This is a genomic window from Bradyrhizobium sp. USDA 4532 (genome assembly GCF_024171315.1).
Taxonomy (GTDB): Bacteria; Pseudomonadota; Alphaproteobacteria; order Rhizobiales; family Xanthobacteraceae; genus Bradyrhizobium; species Bradyrhizobium australafricanum.
Map to the genome: position 1 here is coordinate 3,166,974 of NZ_JALJZN010000001.1, position 18,137 is coordinate 3,185,110.

Annotated in this window: 16 protein-coding genes and 1 pseudogene; 6 read left to right on the forward strand and 11 right to left on the reverse strand. The window is 65.4% G+C overall.

Annotated features, from left to right (window positions below):
- Positions 1-72: 72 nt before the first annotated feature.
- The gene (gene rocD / locus J2R76_RS15100) at positions 73-1,287 is read left to right on the forward strand and encodes an ornithine--oxo-acid transaminase (RefSeq protein WP_076827228.1); all 1,215 of its coding nucleotides are present in this window, start codon (positions 73-75) and stop codon (positions 1,285-1,287) included.
- A gap of 525 nt (positions 1,288-1,812) precedes the next feature.
- Here the strand turns inward: rocD and J2R76_RS15105 are convergent.
- The gene (locus J2R76_RS15105; protein WP_244558779.1) at positions 1,813-2,268 is read right to left on the reverse strand and encodes a hypothetical protein; all 456 of its coding nucleotides are present in this window, start codon (positions 2,266-2,268) and stop codon (positions 1,813-1,815) included.
- Positions 2,269-2,319: 51 nt separating this feature from the next.
- On the opposite strand from J2R76_RS15105, the gene J2R76_RS40815 reads away from it, so the two are divergent.
- Positions 2,320-3,243: a Spy/CpxP family protein refolding chaperone gene (locus tag J2R76_RS40815; protein WP_244558778.1), complete on the forward strand. Its 924-nt coding sequence runs from the start codon at positions 2,320-2,322 to the stop codon at positions 3,241-3,243.
- Positions 3,244-3,387: 144 nt separating this feature from the next.
- Entirely contained in the window at positions 3,388-4,065 is a 678-nt protein-coding gene (locus tag J2R76_RS15115) for a potassium channel family protein (RefSeq protein WP_225160765.1), read from the forward strand.
- Between the two features lie 42 nt (positions 4,066-4,107).
- On the opposite strand, the gene J2R76_RS15120 is transcribed toward J2R76_RS15115, so the two are convergent.
- The 9 genes and pseudogenes from J2R76_RS15120 to J2R76_RS15160 form a co-directional block, all read right to left on the reverse strand.
- The gene (locus J2R76_RS15120; RefSeq protein ID WP_057017598.1) at positions 4,108-4,971 is read right to left on the reverse strand and encodes a sugar phosphate isomerase/epimerase; all 864 of its coding nucleotides are present in this window, start codon (positions 4,969-4,971) and stop codon (positions 4,108-4,110) included.
- A complete protein-coding gene (locus tag J2R76_RS15125; RefSeq protein WP_057017597.1) occupies positions 4,971-6,164 on the reverse strand; it encodes a dihydrodipicolinate synthase family protein in 1,194 nt (397 codons plus the stop codon). Before J2R76_RS15125 ends, J2R76_RS15120 begins: the two co-directional genes overlap by 1 nt.
- Positions 6,165-6,178: 14 nt before the next feature.
- Entirely contained in the window at positions 6,179-7,330 is a 1,152-nt protein-coding gene (locus tag J2R76_RS15130; RefSeq protein ID WP_076827107.1) for a Gfo/Idh/MocA family protein, read from the reverse strand.
- Positions 7,327-8,733, reverse strand: coding sequence for a hypothetical protein (locus tag J2R76_RS15135; RefSeq protein ID WP_057017595.1), 1,407 nt, complete (start codon positions 8,731-8,733; stop codon positions 7,327-7,329). Before J2R76_RS15135 ends, J2R76_RS15130 begins: the two co-directional genes overlap by 4 nt.
- A gap of 14 nt (positions 8,734-8,747) precedes the next feature.
- Entirely contained in the window at positions 8,748-9,593 is an 846-nt protein-coding gene (locus tag J2R76_RS15140; RefSeq protein ID WP_057017594.1) for an ABC transporter ATP-binding protein, read from the reverse strand.
- Positions 9,594-9,717: 124 nt separating this feature from the next.
- Positions 9,718-10,716: an ABC transporter substrate-binding protein gene (locus J2R76_RS15145; protein WP_375166494.1), complete on the reverse strand. Its 999-nt coding sequence runs from the start codon at positions 10,714-10,716 to the stop codon at positions 9,718-9,720.
- 136 nt (positions 10,717-10,852) lie between these two features.
- The gene (locus tag J2R76_RS15150; protein WP_076827105.1) at positions 10,853-11,662 is read right to left on the reverse strand and encodes an ABC transporter permease; all 810 of its coding nucleotides are present in this window, start codon (positions 11,660-11,662) and stop codon (positions 10,853-10,855) included.
- 284 nt (positions 11,663-11,946) lie between these two features.
- Positions 11,947-12,603, reverse strand: a complete 657-nt coding sequence (locus J2R76_RS15155) for a TetR/AcrR family transcriptional regulator (protein ID WP_057017592.1) — start codon at positions 12,601-12,603, stop codon at positions 11,947-11,949.
- A gap of 218 nt (positions 12,604-12,821) precedes the next feature.
- Positions 12,822-13,681, reverse strand: a pseudogene (locus J2R76_RS15160) (VOC family protein).
- Between the two features lie 226 nt (positions 13,682-13,907).
- Here J2R76_RS15160 and J2R76_RS15165 point away from each other — a divergent pair.
- Together J2R76_RS15165 and rbsK are read left to right on the forward strand one after the other, a co-directional pair.
- Positions 13,908-14,801 (forward strand): sugar kinase, encoded by an 894-nt coding sequence (locus J2R76_RS15165; RefSeq protein ID WP_028331857.1) that lies wholly within the window; start codon positions 13,908-13,910, stop codon positions 14,799-14,801.
- A gap of 22 nt (positions 14,802-14,823) precedes the next feature.
- Complete coding sequence (rbsK, locus tag J2R76_RS15170; protein ID WP_076826993.1) at positions 14,824-15,759, forward strand: ribokinase; 936 nt, start codon at positions 14,824-14,826, stop codon at positions 15,757-15,759.
- Positions 15,760-15,861: 102 nt separating this feature from the next.
- Here the strand turns inward: rbsK and J2R76_RS15175 are convergent, their stop codons facing one another.
- Positions 15,862-17,085 (reverse strand): NAD(P)/FAD-dependent oxidoreductase, encoded by a 1,224-nt coding sequence (locus J2R76_RS15175; RefSeq protein ID WP_057017492.1) that lies wholly within the window; start codon positions 17,083-17,085, stop codon positions 15,862-15,864.
- 257 nt (positions 17,086-17,342) lie between these two features.
- Between J2R76_RS15175 and J2R76_RS15180 the strand changes: the two genes are divergently transcribed.
- Positions 17,343-18,137 (forward strand): enoyl-CoA hydratase/isomerase family protein, encoded by a 795-nt coding sequence (locus tag J2R76_RS15180; protein WP_057017572.1) that lies wholly within the window; start codon positions 17,343-17,345, stop codon positions 18,135-18,137.

The following is an 18,137-nucleotide window of genomic DNA, read 5'->3' on the forward strand; positions in this document are numbered from 1 at the left end:
AACTGATGCCCAAATCAACTGCAGGCACGATTTGATGTAATCTCTCGTGCGCTGCAGCGGGAGTGACGCATGATGAATGCATCGGTCACTGATTTCCTCGCAACCGAGGCGCAGTTCGGCACTTACAATTACGAGCCGATCGGGGTCGTGCTGTCCCGCGGCGAAGGCGTCTGGGTCTGGGATACCGATGGCAACCGCTACCTCGACTGTCTCTCCGCCTATTCGGCGGTGAGCCAGGGCCACTGCCATCCTAAGATCCTCGCAGCCATGATCGAGCAGGCGCAGCGGCTGACGCTGACCTCGCGCGCCTTCCACAACGACCAGCTTGCTCCCTTCTACCGCGAGCTCGCAGAGCTGACCGGCTCGCACAAGGTGCTGCCGATGAACAGCGGCGCCGAGGCGGTGGAGAGCGCGATCAAGTCGGTGCGCAAATGGGCCTATGAGGTCAAGGGCGTGCCGGACGGGCAGGCCGAGATCATCGTCTGCGCCAATAATTTCCACGGACGCACGCTCGGCATCGTCGGCTTCTCGACCGATCCCGGCTCGCGCGACCATTTCGGCCCATTCGCGCCGGGCTTCAAGATCATCCCGTTCGGCGATGCCGCCGCGCTCGAGCAGGCGATCACGCCGAACACCGCGGCCTTCCTGGTCGAGCCGATCCAGGGCGAAGCCGGCGTCGTGATTCCTCCGCCAGGCTATTTCGCCCGCGTGCGCGAGCTGTGCACCACGCATAATGTGATGCTTGTGCTCGACGAGATTCAGACCGGGCTCGGCCGCACCGGCAAGCTGCTCGCCGAGCAGCACGAAGGGATCGAGGCCGACGTGACGCTGCTCGGCAAGGCGCTGTCGGGCGGCTTCTATCCGGTGTCGGCGGTGCTTTCCAACAACGCCGTGCTCGGCACGCTGCGGCCCGGCCAGCACGGTTCGACCTTCGGCGGCAATCCGCTGGCCTGCGCGGTGGCGCGGGCGGCGCTGCGCGTGCTGATCGACGAGGGAATGATCGAGAACGCCGCGCAACAGGGCGCCCGCTTTCTCGCCGGATTGCAGGACATCCGCGCCAACGTGATCCGCGAGGTGCGCGGGCGCGGGCTGATGTTGGCGATCGAGCTGCATCCCGAAGCCGGCGGCGCCCGTCGCTATTGCCTGGCGCTGCAGGCGCGCGGCATCCTCGCCAAGGACACCCATGAGCACACCATCCGGATCGCTCCGCCGCTGGTGATCACGGCCGATCAGGTCGACTGGGCGACGCAGCGGATCGCGGCGACCCTCACGCAGGACGTTTCCTGACGGTTCCCCTCGCCGGAAGACCGTAACGCCGGCCGTAGCCACAACGAACGAATCCGACGTCGGTGCGTTAAAGTACTGCGGGCGACTGTTGAACGGAGAGCTAAGCTCATGCTTTCCCGCAGCGCTTTGTTTGTTGTCTTTTCGATTGGCAGCTCGATGCTCGTGCCGCACGGCGGCGCGTCCGCCCAGCCACACGGAAAGGGTCCACCGGCGGCAAGGCCGGCTGCACCGGCCGCAATGGCGCGTCCCGCCGCGCCGATGGTACACGCCGCCCCTCCCGCAATGGCCAGGCCGCCCGCAATGGCGAGACCGCCTGCAATGGCTCGGCCACCCGCGATGGCACGGCCGGCAGCACCCGCGTTCCACGCCCCGCAGCGACCGGCGATGGCGCCGCGCCCGGCCCCGCATTTCGCCGCCCCGTCGGTGCGCCAGGCCCCCCATATCGCCGCGCCGCGTGTCGCAACGCCACGCCCCGAATTCCGTCGAGGAGCACCGCAGCGCCAGGCTCCGCATATCGCGGCGCCATCACGCCCGAGTCCACCTTCGCGCTTGAGCGAGCGGCCGTCGCCGACGGAGCGCGTTCAACAGCGCGCGCAGCAGCATCAGCAGATGATCCAGCAACGCCAGCAGGCGGCGCAGCAGCGGCAGCGTGACGCGCTCTCGCGCCAGACCACCGAGCGGCAGACCCGGATCGATCGCCTGCAGCAACGCGTGCAGCAATTGCAGTCGCAAAAGGTCCAAGGTGCACGCGCGCAACGCGTCCATGACCGTGCCCTGCAGGCGCAGAGCCGTCTGTTGCAGCGCGAGCAGCGTGCGCAGCAGGCCGACGTTGCCCGCCAGCAGAGATTGGCGCCGGCAGCAACGGTTGGAGCCGCGGTCGCGACCACGGCCGCGACGCAGGCGGCGCAGCGCGAGCGGTTTGCCGCGCACTTCCGCGAGCAGGCAGGCGCGCAAGGCCAGGCAGGGCTTGCGGCGCGCCAAGGCGGCTGGGCGCCCCGACATGCCTGGCGACGCGGCAGCCACGCGGCCTTCGTGGCGTGGCTTGGGCCGGTGTTCTGGCCCTACGCCTATTCGGACATCTTTGACTACACGTTCTGGTCCTATGCCTACGAGCCCGGCTATTGGGCCTACGCCTATGACGACTTCGTCGACACCGTGTTCTGGGACACCAACAGTCCCTACTCCGCCTATGCCAGCATCTATCCTGGCGACTATCCGGCGACCGCGGGCCGCGATCGGTCCCGTCAGCGCACCGACACGAGCCCGCAGGCAGTCAAGCAGCTCTGCGGCGAACCGGACAAGGGCGTCACGGCCTGGCCGCTTGCCGACATCGCGCGGGCGGTACGGCCGGACCAGCAGCAGCGCGCCCTGCTCGACGAGTTGAAGACATCAGCGGCAAAGGCCGCCGATATCTTCAAGGACTCCTGTTCGGACAGCTATGCCATGACGCCCACCGGCCGCTTGCGGTCGATGCAAAACCGCATCAGCGCGACGCTCGAGGCGATCAAGATCGTGCGGCCTGCGCTGGAGAATTTCTACAGCTCGCTCAGCGACGAGCAACAGGCCCGCTTCAATGCGCTCGGTCCACATGTCGGCGAGCGTTCGCCGCAGCAGGAGGCGACCGCGCAAGCCGGCAATTGCGGCGATTCGAAATCCGACCTGGCGCACCTGCCGATCAACCGGATCGCGGCCTCGCTTCATCCAGCCGGCAAGCAGAAGGAGGCGCTCGACCGCCTGAGCGATGCGACCACAAGAGCCATAGCGGACCTGCAGGCGGCCTGCCCGAACGACGTGCAGCTGACGCCGGTCGGCCGGCTGGAGGCGATGCAGCACCGGCTCGAAGCCATGCAGAAGGCCGCGAAGCTGATCGAGCCCGCACTGGACGAGTTCTATGCGATGCTGAGCAGCGAGCAGAAAGCCCGCTTCAACACGCTGCAGCGGGTCGCGAGCCCCTGAGACGGCCGGACGGCGCTCTGGATCGCCGGGCGCGCCACAGAATGCCAGTCCCCCATCTTGCCTTTGCGGCCGGCGCGCAGCAATGTCTGGTATCGGCATCCCGATGCAATGCCGAATGACGGGGCGGGAATGAAGCGCGGCTGGATGAGCACTGGCGAGCTACGCGAGCGCTGGGGCGATTCCTTGTTGACGGTGCTCACTGTCCTGCTCCTGGTCATGATTTTCGTGGTAGCGCCGTTGCAGGCATTGGGGCTGTTCGAGTTCCAGATTTTTGAGCTCCTGCTCGCGCTGGTCCTGGTCGGCGGCGTCTTCCTGATGTCAGGCAGCACGCTGGCGGTCGTCACGATGCTGGTCGCGCTCGTCATGATCGTCACGGGCGGGATCCTGAGACTACGCTCACCTTCAATTTTCGATCTCAACCTGTTCGCCGCATCCTGGCTGCTCGTCGGCCTCACCATGGCCGTGACGGTGGCGCGCGCGACGTTCGCGCCAGGCCGCGTCACCTATCACCGTGTGATCGGCGCGGTCCTGCTCTATCTCACGGTCGCCGTGATCTTCGCGGCGCTCTACACCTTTGTCGGCACGCTGAGGCCCGACGCATTTCCCGGCATGAAGGTGGAAGACAGCCCGACATTGGCGAGCCGCGTCCTCTATTTCAGCTTCGCCACGCTCACGACGACAGGTTATGGCGACGTCGCTCCGTTGCATCCGATCGCGCGGAGCCTGTGCAATCTCGAGGCGATCTTCGGCCAGCTCTATCCGGCAACGCTGCTGGCGCGGCTCGTCACGCTTGAGATCGAGCACCGCAACGAGGAGTCCTGATGGGGCGGGAAGCATGCAGCGCCGTGCCCACCTGACGGCGTACTAGACCACCGTCCGGTGCCGCTCGATGCAGGTTCGCAGCACTTCGTCCAGCGGACGGCCCCACCAGTCATTCGAAAAGATCTCAATCTCCGAATAGCCGTCAAAGCCCTGCGCCTCGACGGCGGCGCGCACCGATCTGATGTCGATGACGCCGTCACCCATCATGCCGCGGTCGTTGAGGATGTCCTTGGTCGGCACCAGCCAGTCGCAGACATGGAACGCGAGCAGGCGATCCTGGCCGGCGCGCGCGATCTGGCGCATCAACTCCGGATCCCACCAGATGTGATAGACGTCGAGCGCGACGCCGATCGCGCCGGTTCTGCCGGGATCGAGTGCGTCGCAGATATCGAGCGCATGCCTTGTGGTGTTCACGCAGGCGCGGTCGGCGGCATAGGCCGGATGCAGCGGCTCGATCGCGAGCGGCAGCTTTGCTTGTTTCGCATAGTCCAGCATCTCGGCGATGCCGTCATGCACCTGCGATCGTGCCAACGCTATATCCTTCGACGCCGCGCTGCCCGGCCGTGAATATTGCGGCAGGCCGCCGACCACCAGCACGATGCAGGAGGCGCCGAGCGCCGCCGCCTCGTCGACAGCACGGCGATTGTCGTCGCGCGCCTCGCTGCGATGCGCGCCATCTGCCGTGAACATGCCGCCGCGGCAATAGCCCGACAGATCGAGCCCGGCATCCCTGACCGCACGGACGGCGCGATCGAGGCCGACGGCTGCGACCTGGTCGCGCCAGGGATCGATGGCTCGGATGCCATGGCGCGCGCAGGCCTCGACGATGGCGAGAAGATCGCCCTGCTTGCGGACGGTCGCCGTGTTCAGCGACAGCCAGCGGTGGTCGTTGGAAAAGTCGCGCATCAGGCGTCGATGCCGCGCGTGGCCAGGATCGTCGCCATCCGGCGCGTCGCGAGCTCCGGATTGGCGAGCAGACCAGCCTTGTCGGCGAGCCGGAACAGCTCGGCAAGATGCAAGGTCGAGCGCGCGCTCTCCTGCCCGCCGACCATCGTAAAATGATCCTGGTGCCCGTTGAGATAGGCCATGAACACGATGCCGGTCTTGTAGAAGCGCGTCGGCGCCTTGAAGATATGGCGCGACAGCGGCACCGTCGGTCCAAGCACATCGTGGAAGCTGGCCTCATCGCCGGCCGCGAGCCGCGACAGCGCGTAGGACGCCGCCGGTGCGATCGCATCGAAAATGCCGAGCAGCGCGTGGGAAAATCCCTTGTCGTCGCCGGCGATCAGTTCGGCATAGTTGAAGTCGTCGCCGGTGTACATTTTGACCCGCGGATCGAGTCGGCGCCGCATGTCGATCTCGCGCTGCTTGTCGAGCAGCGAGACCTTGACGCCATCGACCTTGGCCGCATTGGCGTTGATGATCGCAACCGCCGTATCCATCGCCTTGTCGAGATCGGCCGTGCCCCAGTAACCTGATAGCGCCGGATCGAACATGTCGCCGAGCCAATGGATGATCACGGGCTCACGAACCTGCGACAGCACGCGGTCGTAGACCCTGGCGTAGTCGTCAGCGCTCTTGCCGAGCTTTGCCAATGCGCGCGAGGCCATCAGGATGATGCGGCCGCCGGCCCTCTCCACTGCCGCGATCTGCTCCTCATAGGCGTGGATCACATTGTCGATCGACCTGGCGTGCTCAACCGCGAGATGGTCGGTGCCGGCGCCGGAGAACACCAGCGCATTGCCCCTGGCCTTGGCCGCCTTCACCGAGCGCTGGATCAGTTCGAGCGAGGTCGGCCAATCCAGCCCCATGCCGCGCTGCGCGGTGTCCATGGCTTCGGCGACGCCGAGGCCGAGGTCCCAGACGTGCTCACGAAACGCGATCGTCCTGTCCCAGTCGATCGCCGCGGCCAGCCAGGGATCGACGTCGGCGCGCGGATCGGCCACCACATGCGCGGCCGAGAATGCCACGCGGTTCAGCGTACCCTCGAGCTTCGCCGGAAAGGTCCGCGACGCCGCCAGGCGATAGGTCTCGAGGGCGCCATCGGCGGTCGGCAGCTTCAGCGACTGAGATGATATCGGCCGGACTGGCTTGTTCATGGCAAGGTCCCTTCTCAGACTGATATCGGGGCGACGTCGATCCAGCGCCGCTCCTTCCAGCTCCTCAGCGCGCATTCGGCGAGCTGCACGCCCTTGGCGCCTTCGAGCAGGGTGTATTTGTAGGGCGCGTCCTCGCAGACATGGCGGATGAACATCTCCCACTGTTCCTTGAAGCCGTTGTCGTAGACGACGTTCTCAGGCAGCTTCTGCCAGTCGGCATAGAAATCATGCATCCGCTTCTCGTCCGGATTCCACACCGGCCGCGGCGTCGCCTGGCGTGCCTGGATCACGCAGTCGGTCAGGCCCGCCACCGCCGAGCCATGGGTGCCGTCGACCTGGAAGGTGACGAGGTCGTCGCGGTAGACACGCGTCACCCAGCTCATGTTGATGTGCGCAATGACGCCACCCTTCAGGCGGAACGTGGCGTAGGCGGAATCATCGGCGGTCGCCTGGTATTTCTTGCCCTTCTCGTCATAGCGCTCGGGGATGTCAGTCGTGCCGAGGCAGGTCACGCTCTCGACTTCGCCGAACAGATTGTCGAGCACGTAGCGCCAGTGGCAGACCATGTCGAGGATGATGCCGCCGCCGTCCTCGGCGCGGTAGTTCCACGACGGCCGCTGCGCTTGCTGCCAGCCGCCCTCGAACACCCAATAGCCGAACTCGCCGCGCACCGAGAGCATGCGGCCGAAGAAGCCGGAGTCGCGCAGGAAAGCGAGCTTCTTCAGGCCCGGCAGGAACAGCTTGTCCTGCACGGTGCCGTGCTTGAGGCCCCTGGCATTGGCGAGCTTCACCACCGCAACGGCCTCCTCGAGATTGGTCGCGATCGGCTTCTCGCAATAGACATGCTTGCCGGCATTGATCGCCTTGGTCAGCAGCGAGGGCCGCGCCTGCGTGGTCGCGGCGTCGAAGAACACGGTGTCGCCGTTGTCCGCGAGCGCACGATCGAGATCGGTGGTGTGGCGTTCGATGTTGTAGCGTTTTGCCAACGCGCCGACCTTCTCGGCGTCGCGGCCGACCAGGATCGGATCGGGCATGACGCGGTCGCCGTTCGCGAGCCGCACACCGCCCTGCTCGCGGATCGCGACGATCGAGCGGATCAGATGCTGGTTGAGCCCCATCCGGCCGGTGACGCCGTTCATGATCAGGCCGAGGCGTTTGGTCGTCATACTGCTTGCTCCTGCGAAACGCGTGGTGTTGGCCGCTTGAGCGGCTGCATGGTGGACCAGTCCGGATGGATCGAACTGGCAAAGCCCGGCGCGGCGGCGATCGATTCCGTCAGCAGATCGCCGTCATGGATCGCGAGGCGGACCTTGCTGCCCGCGCGCGTGTAGAGATCGGAATGCGCGGTGAAGAAGGCGTCGGCCTCGTCAGCCGGGGTGTCGGCAAAGCCATCGACATAATGATGTCCGTTGCGCTCGGCATGGGTGACGCCGATCAGCGCCCCGAGCGCGAGGTCCTGCTGCACGCCGAGCCCGGCCTGGCAGGTCAGGTCCTCGCCGCTGATGAAATACCCGCCGCTCTCAGCGTTCCACGCCGCCGCGCGGGTGGCGTTGATGATGGACTTGTAGATGCCCTTGCAGGATTTCGAGGAGATGCCGCGATAGCCGAGCACGCGGGCCTGCGGGAATGCGTCATAGGAATCGTCGGCTTCGTCGATGATGATGCCGTACGCCGCCAGTTTCCCGAGCGGCGAGGCTCTTGTGATATCGCGCGGCATCGGCTGCTCGATATAGAGCAGGTTTGCCCTGATCGGCTGCAGCGCCGCGTCATGGTCGAGCCGGTCGACCAGCGCGTTCAGCGCGGCAAGGTCGGCATATTGCTCGTTGGCGTCGAGCGTGATCCTGGTTGCGTAAGGCAGCTTTGCGAGCTCGCCGCCGATCCGCGCCAGCCGCGCCGCGTCATGTGCGGGATCGCCGTTCAGCTTAAGCTTGAAATAGCGCGCACCGGCGTTCTCGTTGCGGTCGGCGACGCCGCCCTCGCCTTCAACCTTGTCGTCCATTCCGACCGTGTGCCTGACGGCGACACGCTCGAGCCGTTGGCGCGTCGACAGAAACCGCGCGATCGCCGCGTCGTCTAGATCAGGCGTCAGCCGCTCGTCGATGCCGGCGATATTGCCGGCCATGCCGTCGAAGAAGTTCGCGCCGGCGGCGCGCAGCAGCGCATCCAGGATCGCCTTGTCGATCTCGGCCGGGCCAAAGCCGGCGGCAAGCGGCGGAATGTCTTCAGCTGCGCAGGCCGCAACCTGCGGGCCGATACGTTCGGCGTGGAGGCCAAACGCGGTCTCAAGACCCTTGTTCGCCAGATAGAGCCCGCGCGCGATCGCAAGCGAGCGGCGAAGCCCGTCGAGCGACTGCGCTTCGGTGAGATGCGGCCGCTTGTCGAACCATTTCGGCGCCAGCATCTCGGCGCTGGCGCCGGTGGCGCGGCCCTTGCCTTCCACCTCGATCTCGACCCGCACGAACATCTGCGTCGATGCGGTGATCGTCACCGCGCCGAAGCGGAACGGCCGGGCGAACACCAGCGGCCGTTCGAAGAAGGCGATATCGTTGACTTTGAGGCGAAGCGGCATTGACGGCTCGGGTGTTAGTCCAGCGACCCCTGTGAGAAGAAATGCTTCCGGATCCGCTGCACCAGTTCGTTGAAGACAGGATCGGACATCGTCTCGAGCGAGCGCAGCCGTGGCATCGGCACGTCGTAGATCGCGGCGATCGCGCCGGGCCGCTCGGTCATCACGAGCACGCGGTCGGCGAGGAACACGGCTTCCGGGATCGAGTGCGTGATCAACAGGACCGTCTTGCCGGTCTCGCGCTGGATCCGCATCAATTCGACATTCATCCGCTCGCGCGTCATGGCGTCGAGCGCGCCGAACGGCTCGTCCATCAGCATGATCTTGGGGTCGTGCACCAGGGCGCGACAGATCGAGGCGCGCTGCTGCATGCCGCCGGAAAGCTGCCAGGGCAGCTTCTTCTCGAAACCTTCGAGGCCGACCAGCTTCAGCAGATCCTTGGCGCGCGCGAGATACTTGTCCCGCGGCAGCTGCTTCATGTCGATCGGCAACATCACGTTGGAGAGGATGTTGCGCCACGGCAGCAGCAGCGCGTTCTGGAACACGATGCCGACATTGCCGTGCGGCCTGGTCACCGGCTCGCCGTCGACCAGCACCTCGCCGGTCGTCGGCGGCAGCAGGCCCGAGATCATCTTGAGCAGGGTGGACTTGCCGCAGCCGGAGGGCCCGACCACGACAAAGAACTCGCCGTCGTTGATGGTGAAGTCGAGCGGCCGCAGCGACGGCACATCGCCGTCGCGTGACCGGTAGGTCTTCGAGACGCCGGAGAGTTTGATACCCGGCGTGGCATCCGCGGCGCGGTCCGACACCAGGCGCAGATGCGCGGCGGGCTGAACATCGGCTGGTTTGGTTGCAGGATTCATTCTGTCGAATCCACTAGGATGTAGAATGCTGTCATTCCGGGATGGTCCGAAGGACCAGACCCGGAATCTCGAGATTCCGGGTTCGATGCTTCGCATCGCCCCGGAATGACGGTGTTTGTTGCGCTCACGAGTCACCCTTCGGCAGATAGTCGTTGGTGTAGAACGCCTTCGGATTGGCCTTGGCCTTGGCGTCGAGGCCGCCATACTCGACCATCAAATTGACCGACTCGGTCATGTTCTGGTCGGTGACCTGGAACGGCCGCCTGGTCCTGGTCTCCGGCGTACGATAGAGCGGGATCGTCAGCTCGAAGCCTTGCGTCAACGTGTGGATCTTGCCGCCCTTCGGGTTGGCGTCGAGGATCGACTGCGCAGCGGCCTTGGGGTCCTTCTCCGCGGCTTCCACCGCCTTTGTCGTCGCCGACATGAAGCGGCGGACCAGGTCCGCATTGGCCTTCATATAGTCGGAGTTCGCGATGATGCCCGACGACACCATGTTGATGCCGTAGTCGGCGAACTTGATCGGATAGACGTCCTTGCCGGTGGCGTCCTTGATCTTCATCGACTGGTCCATGACGTAGCCGAGCAGCAGGTCGGCCTGGCCGTTGATCACGGCGTTGAGCTTGGTCTGGCCGTCGCCGGCGACGGTGTTGAAATCGCTTTCCTTCAGACCGGTCTTCTTCAGGAACAGCGGCCAGATCTGCGTCATCGAATCCGCCGGCGTGATCGCGACCGTCTTGCCCTTGATGTCCTCCGGCTTCCTGATGTTCTTGTCGGCAAGGCTCATCGCCGACATCGGGCTGGTCTGCAGCAGCACGCCGGTGGCAATCACCGGCGCACCCTTCACGGCCGCGCGCATCATCGTCGGCACGTCGACATAGCCGAAATCGGCGGTCTTGGCGGCCACCGCCTGCGTGGTCGCGGCCGAGCCGCGGCCTTCCTGGATCTCGAGGTCGATGCCCTCAGTGGCATAGATGCCCTTGGCCTTGCCGTAATAGAACGGCGCGTGCTCGCCGTAGACGTACCAGTTCAGCATCAGCACGACCTTGTCGGCCGCAGATGCAGGGGCCACCGCAAGCGCGGTCCAGGCCAGTGCGGCAATGACAGCAGTGATCAATCGCATCACGTTCTCTCCCTGTTTTTCGTCATTGCGAGGAGCGAGAGCGACGAAGCAATCCATTTCTCAGCTTGTGGCGCGATGGATTGCTTCGCTTCGCTCGCAATGACGGTTTCCCTTTTCGTTAGGTGGCTCTGCGATATCCCTAGGAAGCAAAAATGATGTCATCGCGCTGGCTGACGTGCCAGGGGATCACCAGCCGCTCGATGCGGTCGACGATCCAGAACAGGATGACGCCGAGCAGCGCGAGGATCGCCAGCGCGGCGAACATCGTCGGCAGGTCGAAGGTGCCGATCGAGCGCTGCATCACATAGCCGATGCCGGAATTGGAGCCGACGAACTCGCCGACGACGGCGCCAACCACGGCGAGCGTCACCGAGACTTTCAGGCCGGAGAAGATTGCGGGCATCGCGTGCGGCAGGTTGACCGCACGGAACACCTGGAAGCGGCTGCCCTGCATCGCGCGCGCCAGATCGACCATATCAGGGTCGACCGACTTGAAGCCCTGCACCGCCGACACCACCACGGGGAAGAAGCCGAGCAGGAACGCGGAGATCACCTTGGGGATGATGCCGAAGCCGAACCACACCACGAACAGCGGCGCGATCGCGATCTTCGGCACGGATTGGGAGAACACCAGCAGCGGATAGACGTAGCTCTCGATCGTCTTCGAGCCCGCGATCAGCATCGCAACGGGAATGCCGAACAGCGCCGAGAGCAGGAAGCCGCAGATCGTTGCATAGGTTGTCGGCCAGGACTGCCGCAGCAGTTCCGGCCAGTCGCTCCACAGCACCGCGACGACGTCGCCGGGCGAGGGAATTTGGTAGGCGGGAATATGGAACAAGCGGATCGCGAGGTCCCAGGCCGCCACGATGACAACCAAAAACAGGAACGGACGTACCCACGCCGCATTCAGCACCTTCGACAGGCCCGAAGGGCTCTTTGCCTCCGCCACGTCACGCTCCCTTTGCAGTCTCTCTGTTCGTTCAGAAATTAACCCGTTGGATAAATACTGTCCAGTCCCAAGCGCGCGGCAAAATCGCGCCGAAATACGCTACTTTCGTCAGGTGGGAATTTTTGTCGGATGAGACTTCGTAGCCCGGATGAAGCGCAGCGAAATCCGGGACCGCTATCCGCGCATGCAACTCCCCGGATTGCGCGGAGCCTGTCATCGGGCGCGCGTTCGCGCGACCCGTTGGCTCCATCCGGGCTACGGATCACCGCAATGATCGCAAGACCTCACACCACGCGGTGCTCGGCCGCGCGCAGCACCGGCATCGCGCCGCCGAACGCCGCCGTGGATTTGCCGGTCAGCGCCGCCAGTACCAGCGCGGTCATGTGCTCGAGGCGCTCGTCGCGGGCGTCCTTCTTCAAGAGGTCGCGGCCGAAGATCACGCTCAGCGTAGCGCTGTTGGATAGATAGAAGAACGCCAGCCCGGCGATCGAGATGTAGAGCTGCACCGGATCGACCGCGACGCGGAAATCGCCGCTCTCGACCCCGCGCGTCACCACGGTGCGGATCATCTCGACAAAGGGCGAGTGCATCGACTTGACCTTGGTCGAACGCTTCAGGTGTTTTGCCTTGGCCAGGTTTTCGGTGTTCAGGAGCGCCAGGAACTCGGGATTGCGCAGAAAATAGTTCCACGTGAAGTCGATCAGACGCCCGATCGCCTCGGGCGGATCGAGATGCTCGAGATCGAGGGTGCGCTCCTCGGCGCGGATCTTCTCATAGGCGCCTTCCAGCACCTCGAGATAGAGATCCTCCTTGTTGCCGACGTGGTAGTACAGCATGCGCTTGTTGGCGTCGGCGTTGGCCGCGATGCGGTCGACCCGCGCGCCGGCGAGGCCATGGGCGGCGAATTCCTGCTTGGCAGCCTCGAGAATCCGCAGCCGCATCCCCTGGGGGTCGCGCTGCCATCTCTGTATTCGCTTTGCCTTGGCCAAATCGATCGCCCGTGATGCTGAATTGATGAATGTAGCATGACGAACGACGTTTGAGAACGAATGTTGTCGTGACGGCCATGCGGGAATATTTCTCGCAGACGCGGCATGCAGCGTTCTCCCTGCCATTCCCGGATGCACGCTGTCATGACGACGCGCGCATGAAACGCGCCCTAGTCCGGTTTTCCTTGCGAAGGCTGCACCAGCAGCGTCGGCACGCCGCAGGTGCCGTTGCGCACGGTCATCACGCGCGTGCCGGGCTTGCGGCCGGTACGAACCTCGGAGACGTCGACGCCAGCGGCGATCAGCCGCGCACGTGTGGCGTCGATATCGGCGACGCGCCAGCAGATGCCGCGCAGCCGGTCCGGCGCGTCGGCCTCCGCCTTGTCGTTTTCCTTGCCCGGCCGGTGCGTGACCTCGACCACGAGGTCGCCGCAGCGGAAGAACATCAGCCGGCCCCACTCCGGATGCGACCGGTCGAGCGCCATGTCGAGCCCGAGCCGCGCGCCATAGAGCGCGGCGGCGCGTTCCGGGTCGGCGGTCGAAACCACCACATGATCCATCGCGGTGATCGATGCGGTCGTGGTACGCACCGACAACGGCCGCTCCTGCTCGCGTTCCAGGAAGAACATGCGCACGCCGCGCGTCGCATCGGTCGCGGCCCGCGTACGCTTCCACGACAGCACGGCGCCGCTGGTCTCGTCGCGGCTTTCGACTTCAGTGACGGGTTCGGGCTTCAGCGTCAGCCGGTCGAGCCGGCGGTGTGTCCTGGCGATGTCGCTGGTGCGGAAGCAGAGGCTCGCAAGCCCCTCACCTTGCGTAACGAGCGCGCTGCGGATGCGCTGGGCTGCGTCATCGTCGCCGAGCGGCGCCACCAATTCCAGCGTGGTGTTGTCGAGCGTGACAGCGTGCGGTTCGCACCACCGCCACTGTAGCGCCAGGAAGGCGTCCGCGCGAACAGCGCCTCATAGGCCGCGCTGGCAGCAGCGATGTCACTGGTCAGGACGACGATGTGATCGAGACCGGTAATCATGGCTGCAACCTCCCCGAATCTGCCGTCATTGTGTTTCTCCCTTAACCCAACCCGGAACCACGGACTGCCGCCGGCCGTTATGCCGCATGCCAGAACGGCCCGGCGCAGCCATCATCTCTACCTGTAAACCAGGCAGGGTTGCGAATATTTTCAGCGATATCGGCCGATCAGCAATGCTAGTCTGGAACCGCCGGCCGGGACCACACCAAGCCACGACGGAAAGCGAATGCAGGCCCTCTTCATCGGACAGACCTATATCGACGTCACCTTCATCACAGATCACATGCCTGTTGGCGACGAAAAGCACGTCGCCGACGCCTATGCGGTGTCGTTCGGCGGCAACGCCGTGACCGCAGCATTCTGCTGCGCCAAGCTCGGCGTCCCGCCGGACCTGATCGCCACCATGGCCAATGACTGGCTGGGACGGATGTTCTGGGACATGGCCGACAGGTACGGCATCTCGTTCCACCCCCGCAAAGTCAACTCCTCCTCGCTGTCCTTCATCATGCCGAACGACGGCAAGCGCGCCATCGTCCGCTGCCGCGACGACCAGCACATCCATCCTTTTCCGCTGCTGAACATCAAGGGCTGCCGCGCGTTGCACATCGACGGCCACCAGCCGGACGCCGCGATCCATTATGCGAAGCTGTGCCGCGAGGATGGCATCCTGACCTCGCTCGACGGCGGCGGCCTGCGCACCAACACCCACGAGCTGCTCGCATTCATCGACATTGCGATCGTCGCCGAACGCCTGTGCGAGCAGATGGACAAGACGCCGGAGCAGATGCTCGACTATCTCAAGGGTCGCGGCTGCAAGGTCGGCGGCGTCACCATGGGCGAGCGCGGCCTGCTCTGGTATGACGAGGCCGGCACAGTGCGCACGCTGCCGGCTTTCCCGATCCCGCGCGCGCGCGTGATCGACACCAACGGCGCCGGCGACGTCTTCCACGGCGCCTACATCTACTCCTACCTTTCAAACCCGAGCAAAGGCTGGCATGAGCACTTCAAGTTCGCGCGCGCAGCCTCGACCTTCAAGATCCAGAAGCTCGGCAACGAGGCCGGCCTGCCGACGCTGGCGGATATCGCGGCGGTCAAGCAGGAGTTTCGCGCCGAGGCTTGATAGGGGTGAATGGGGCTAGGCCATGGGGCGCGTCTTCGTCGCCGGCAGCATCAATATGGACGTGGTGGCGACCGCCGAGCGCCATCCGCGGATCGGCGAAACCGTGGCAGGCGAGGCCGTGCTCTATTTTCCCGGTGGCAAGGGCGCCAACCAGGCGGTGGCTTCGGCCAAGCTCGGCGTACCGACCACGCTGATCGGCCGGCTCGGCACCGATGCATTCGGCAAGGAGCTGCGAACGTTCCTTGCCGCGCAAGGCGTCGATCTCAGCTTCGTCAAGGACACCGACGGCACGCATTCAGGCACGGCGATCATCACGCTCGCCAACGCCGACAACACGATCGTCGTCGTGCCGGGCGCCAACGGGCTGGTCGAGGCCGATGATGTCGCGGCCCCCGTCCTCGCGAGGGGTGACGTCGCGGTCAGCCAGTTCGAGATCCCGCTGCCGGCGATCGCTGCCTTCTTCCGACGCGCCCGCGCCGTCGGCGCCACCACGATCCTCAATCCGGCACCGGCAAAACAGGCCGACAAGGCTCTGCTCGATCTCGTCGACATCCTCGTTCTAAACGAGACCGAACTCGGCTACCTGACTGGCACGGAGCTGCGCGACAGCGACACGCCGGAGCGCTTCTCCGAGGCGGCCCGGGCGTTGGGGCAAGGCAGGATCGTCTGCGTCACGCTCGGAAAGCGCGGCGTGCTGGCGCTGGTCGACAACCAGCCGCTGCTCGTGCCGGGACGCGAGGTCAAGGCCGTCGACACCACAGGCGCCGGCGATTGCTTCGTCGGCGCCCTCGCCTCACAGCTCGCCATCGGCAAGCCGCTCGGCGACGCGCTGGCCTACGCCAACGCCGCCGCCTCGATTTGCGTGCAACGGATGGGAGCCGCGCCGTCGATGCCGACGGCGGATGAGGTGGAGGACGCTCTCTCCCCAAGTCGTCCCGGCGAAGGCCGGGACCCATAACCACCGGCCACAGTTTGGGGGCACACGCGTGGCAACTGCGTTCGTCTCCGCCAACGACTGCCGCGGAGTATGGGTCCCGGCTTTCGCCGGGACGACGCTTGCTTACATTTGCGCCAGCGCACTCTTCAGATCAAAGCTCGCATCCGCCGCCTGCTCCGGCGTAATCGAGCCGCCGGCGCCGAGCAGCCGGCGACCGAACATGTGATCGCCGGCGCGATTGATCGATTCGATGCCGAGCAGCTTGTCGCCGCGATAGCAGAACGCCGAGAACGCGCCCTGCGCGCGGTCGCCGCGCACTACGACGCGGTCGTAGCCGGTGGTGAGACCCGCCATCTGCAGCTTGTCGGGGCCCTGGTCGCTCCAGAACCACGGCAGACCGTCATAGACCTCGGTCTTGCCGGTCAGCCGCGACGCCACGCAGCGCGCATGGTCGGTCGCATTCTGCACCGACTCCAGCCGCAGCGACCCGCCGAAGCGTTTGCTGGTATAGAGCGCGCAATCGCCGATCGCGGAGACATTCGGATCGGCGGTCAACAGATGCTCGTCGACGATGATGCCGGATGCCACCGGCAGCCCGGCCTCCGCCGCAAGCTCGACATTCGGCAGCACACCGACGCCGACCACGACGAGGTCGGCCGGGATATGCGTGCCGTTGCTCAGGCTGACACCGGTAACCTTGCCGCCATCGGCCTCGATCGCCGTGACCTGCACCCCGAGGTGAATCCGGATGCCGGCCGCGCTGTGGCGGGATTGCGAGAACTCGGAAATCTCCGCGGTCACCGCCCGCGCCATCACGCGGGAGGCAAGCTCGACCACGTCGACCTCGAGGCCCTTGGCCCGGGCAGTGGCGGCGAATTCGAGCCCGATGAAGCCCGCACCGATCACGACGACGCGCATGCCGGGCGCGATCAAGTCGCGCAGCGCCTGGCTCTCATCCAGAATGCGCAGGTAGCGGACTGCGTCGAGCTTGGCGTTGGGGATATCCAGCAGCCGGTTCCGCGCGCCGGTTGCGAACACCAGGTGTCCGTAATCGAGCGACGCGCCGGAGGCGAGCGCCACCTTCCGCGCATTGCGGTCGATCGCATGGGCGCGATCGGTGATCAGCTCGATCTTGTTGTCCTGGTAGAACTTGTCGGGCCGGAACATCAGGCTCTCGGGCCCGCCGGTCCCTTTCAGATAGGCCTTCGACAGCGGCGGCCGCTGATACGGCAAATGGCCTTCGTCATTGATCAGGGCGATGCGCTCGGCGAAGCCGGCCTGGCGCAGCGACGCCGCGAGCTGGAAGCCGGCGTGTCCGGCGCCGACGATGATGACCGAGCCTGTCATCGGAACAACCCAAATACGCGCGAGCAGGAGTGACCCATGCCGTTTCCTCTTGTCGATGTTAGCTTGCTTGCCCCGTCCCCACAGCGCTCGTGTCTGCGTACCGAAGGCGCACGCCATTTGGCCTCATGGCTCGTACCGATGCAAGGGGGTCCCAGGCGATTCTGGGCGCGCCCGCGGCCCCCGGGCGCCGGGCCGGATTGCCACGGCTCCCGCCAAGGCCTTAAATGTCCGGAACCAACAAGCCCAAGGTCTTCAATATGCCAGCACCCGCCCCCTCCGCCACCGACCCCGCTTTGCTCCGCATCGACGGCGCCATCGCGACCATCACACTGAACCGGCCGGCCGCGTTCAACGCGATCGACATGACGATTGCCAAGAAGCTCGAGCAGCTCAGCGCCGAGGTCGAAGCCAACAAGGACGTTCGCGTACTGGTCATCGAGGGCGAAGGCCGCGCCTTCTGCGCCGGTGGCGATTTGCAGACCATCGGCGCCGCGACCGAAGCCAACAATGTCGCCCCCGTGGTCGGCGAGATGCTTCACCACTACCATGCCTTCATCGAGACGGTCCGGCGGATGCCGAAGATCGTGCTATCCAGCGTGCATGGTTCGGCGGCCGGAGCCGGCATGGGCCTCGCGTTCGTGACCGACCTGTGTATCGCCGCAGAGGATGCCCGCTTCACGCCCGCCTATGCCAAGATCGGCGTATCGCCGGATGGCGGCAGCACGGTCGGCATCGTCGGCACGGTCGGTACCCGCCGCGCGCTGCAGATTTTCCTGGCCGAGGATGGCTTCACCGCGCAGCAGGCCTATGAATGGGGTCTCGTCGTCAAGACCGTCCCCGCGGCCGAGCTGAAGGCAGCGACGCGGCAGCTCGCCGAGCGCCTGGCGCAGAATCCGCCCGCCGCAATCGCGGGGACCAAATCACTGGTCTATCAGGCCGCCACCACGCCGACCAATCAGCAGCTCGACGCCGAGGAACACAAGATCATCACGGCGATGCATACCGACGATTTCCGCGTCGCCGTGAAGAAGTTCACCAGCAAGTCGAAGTAG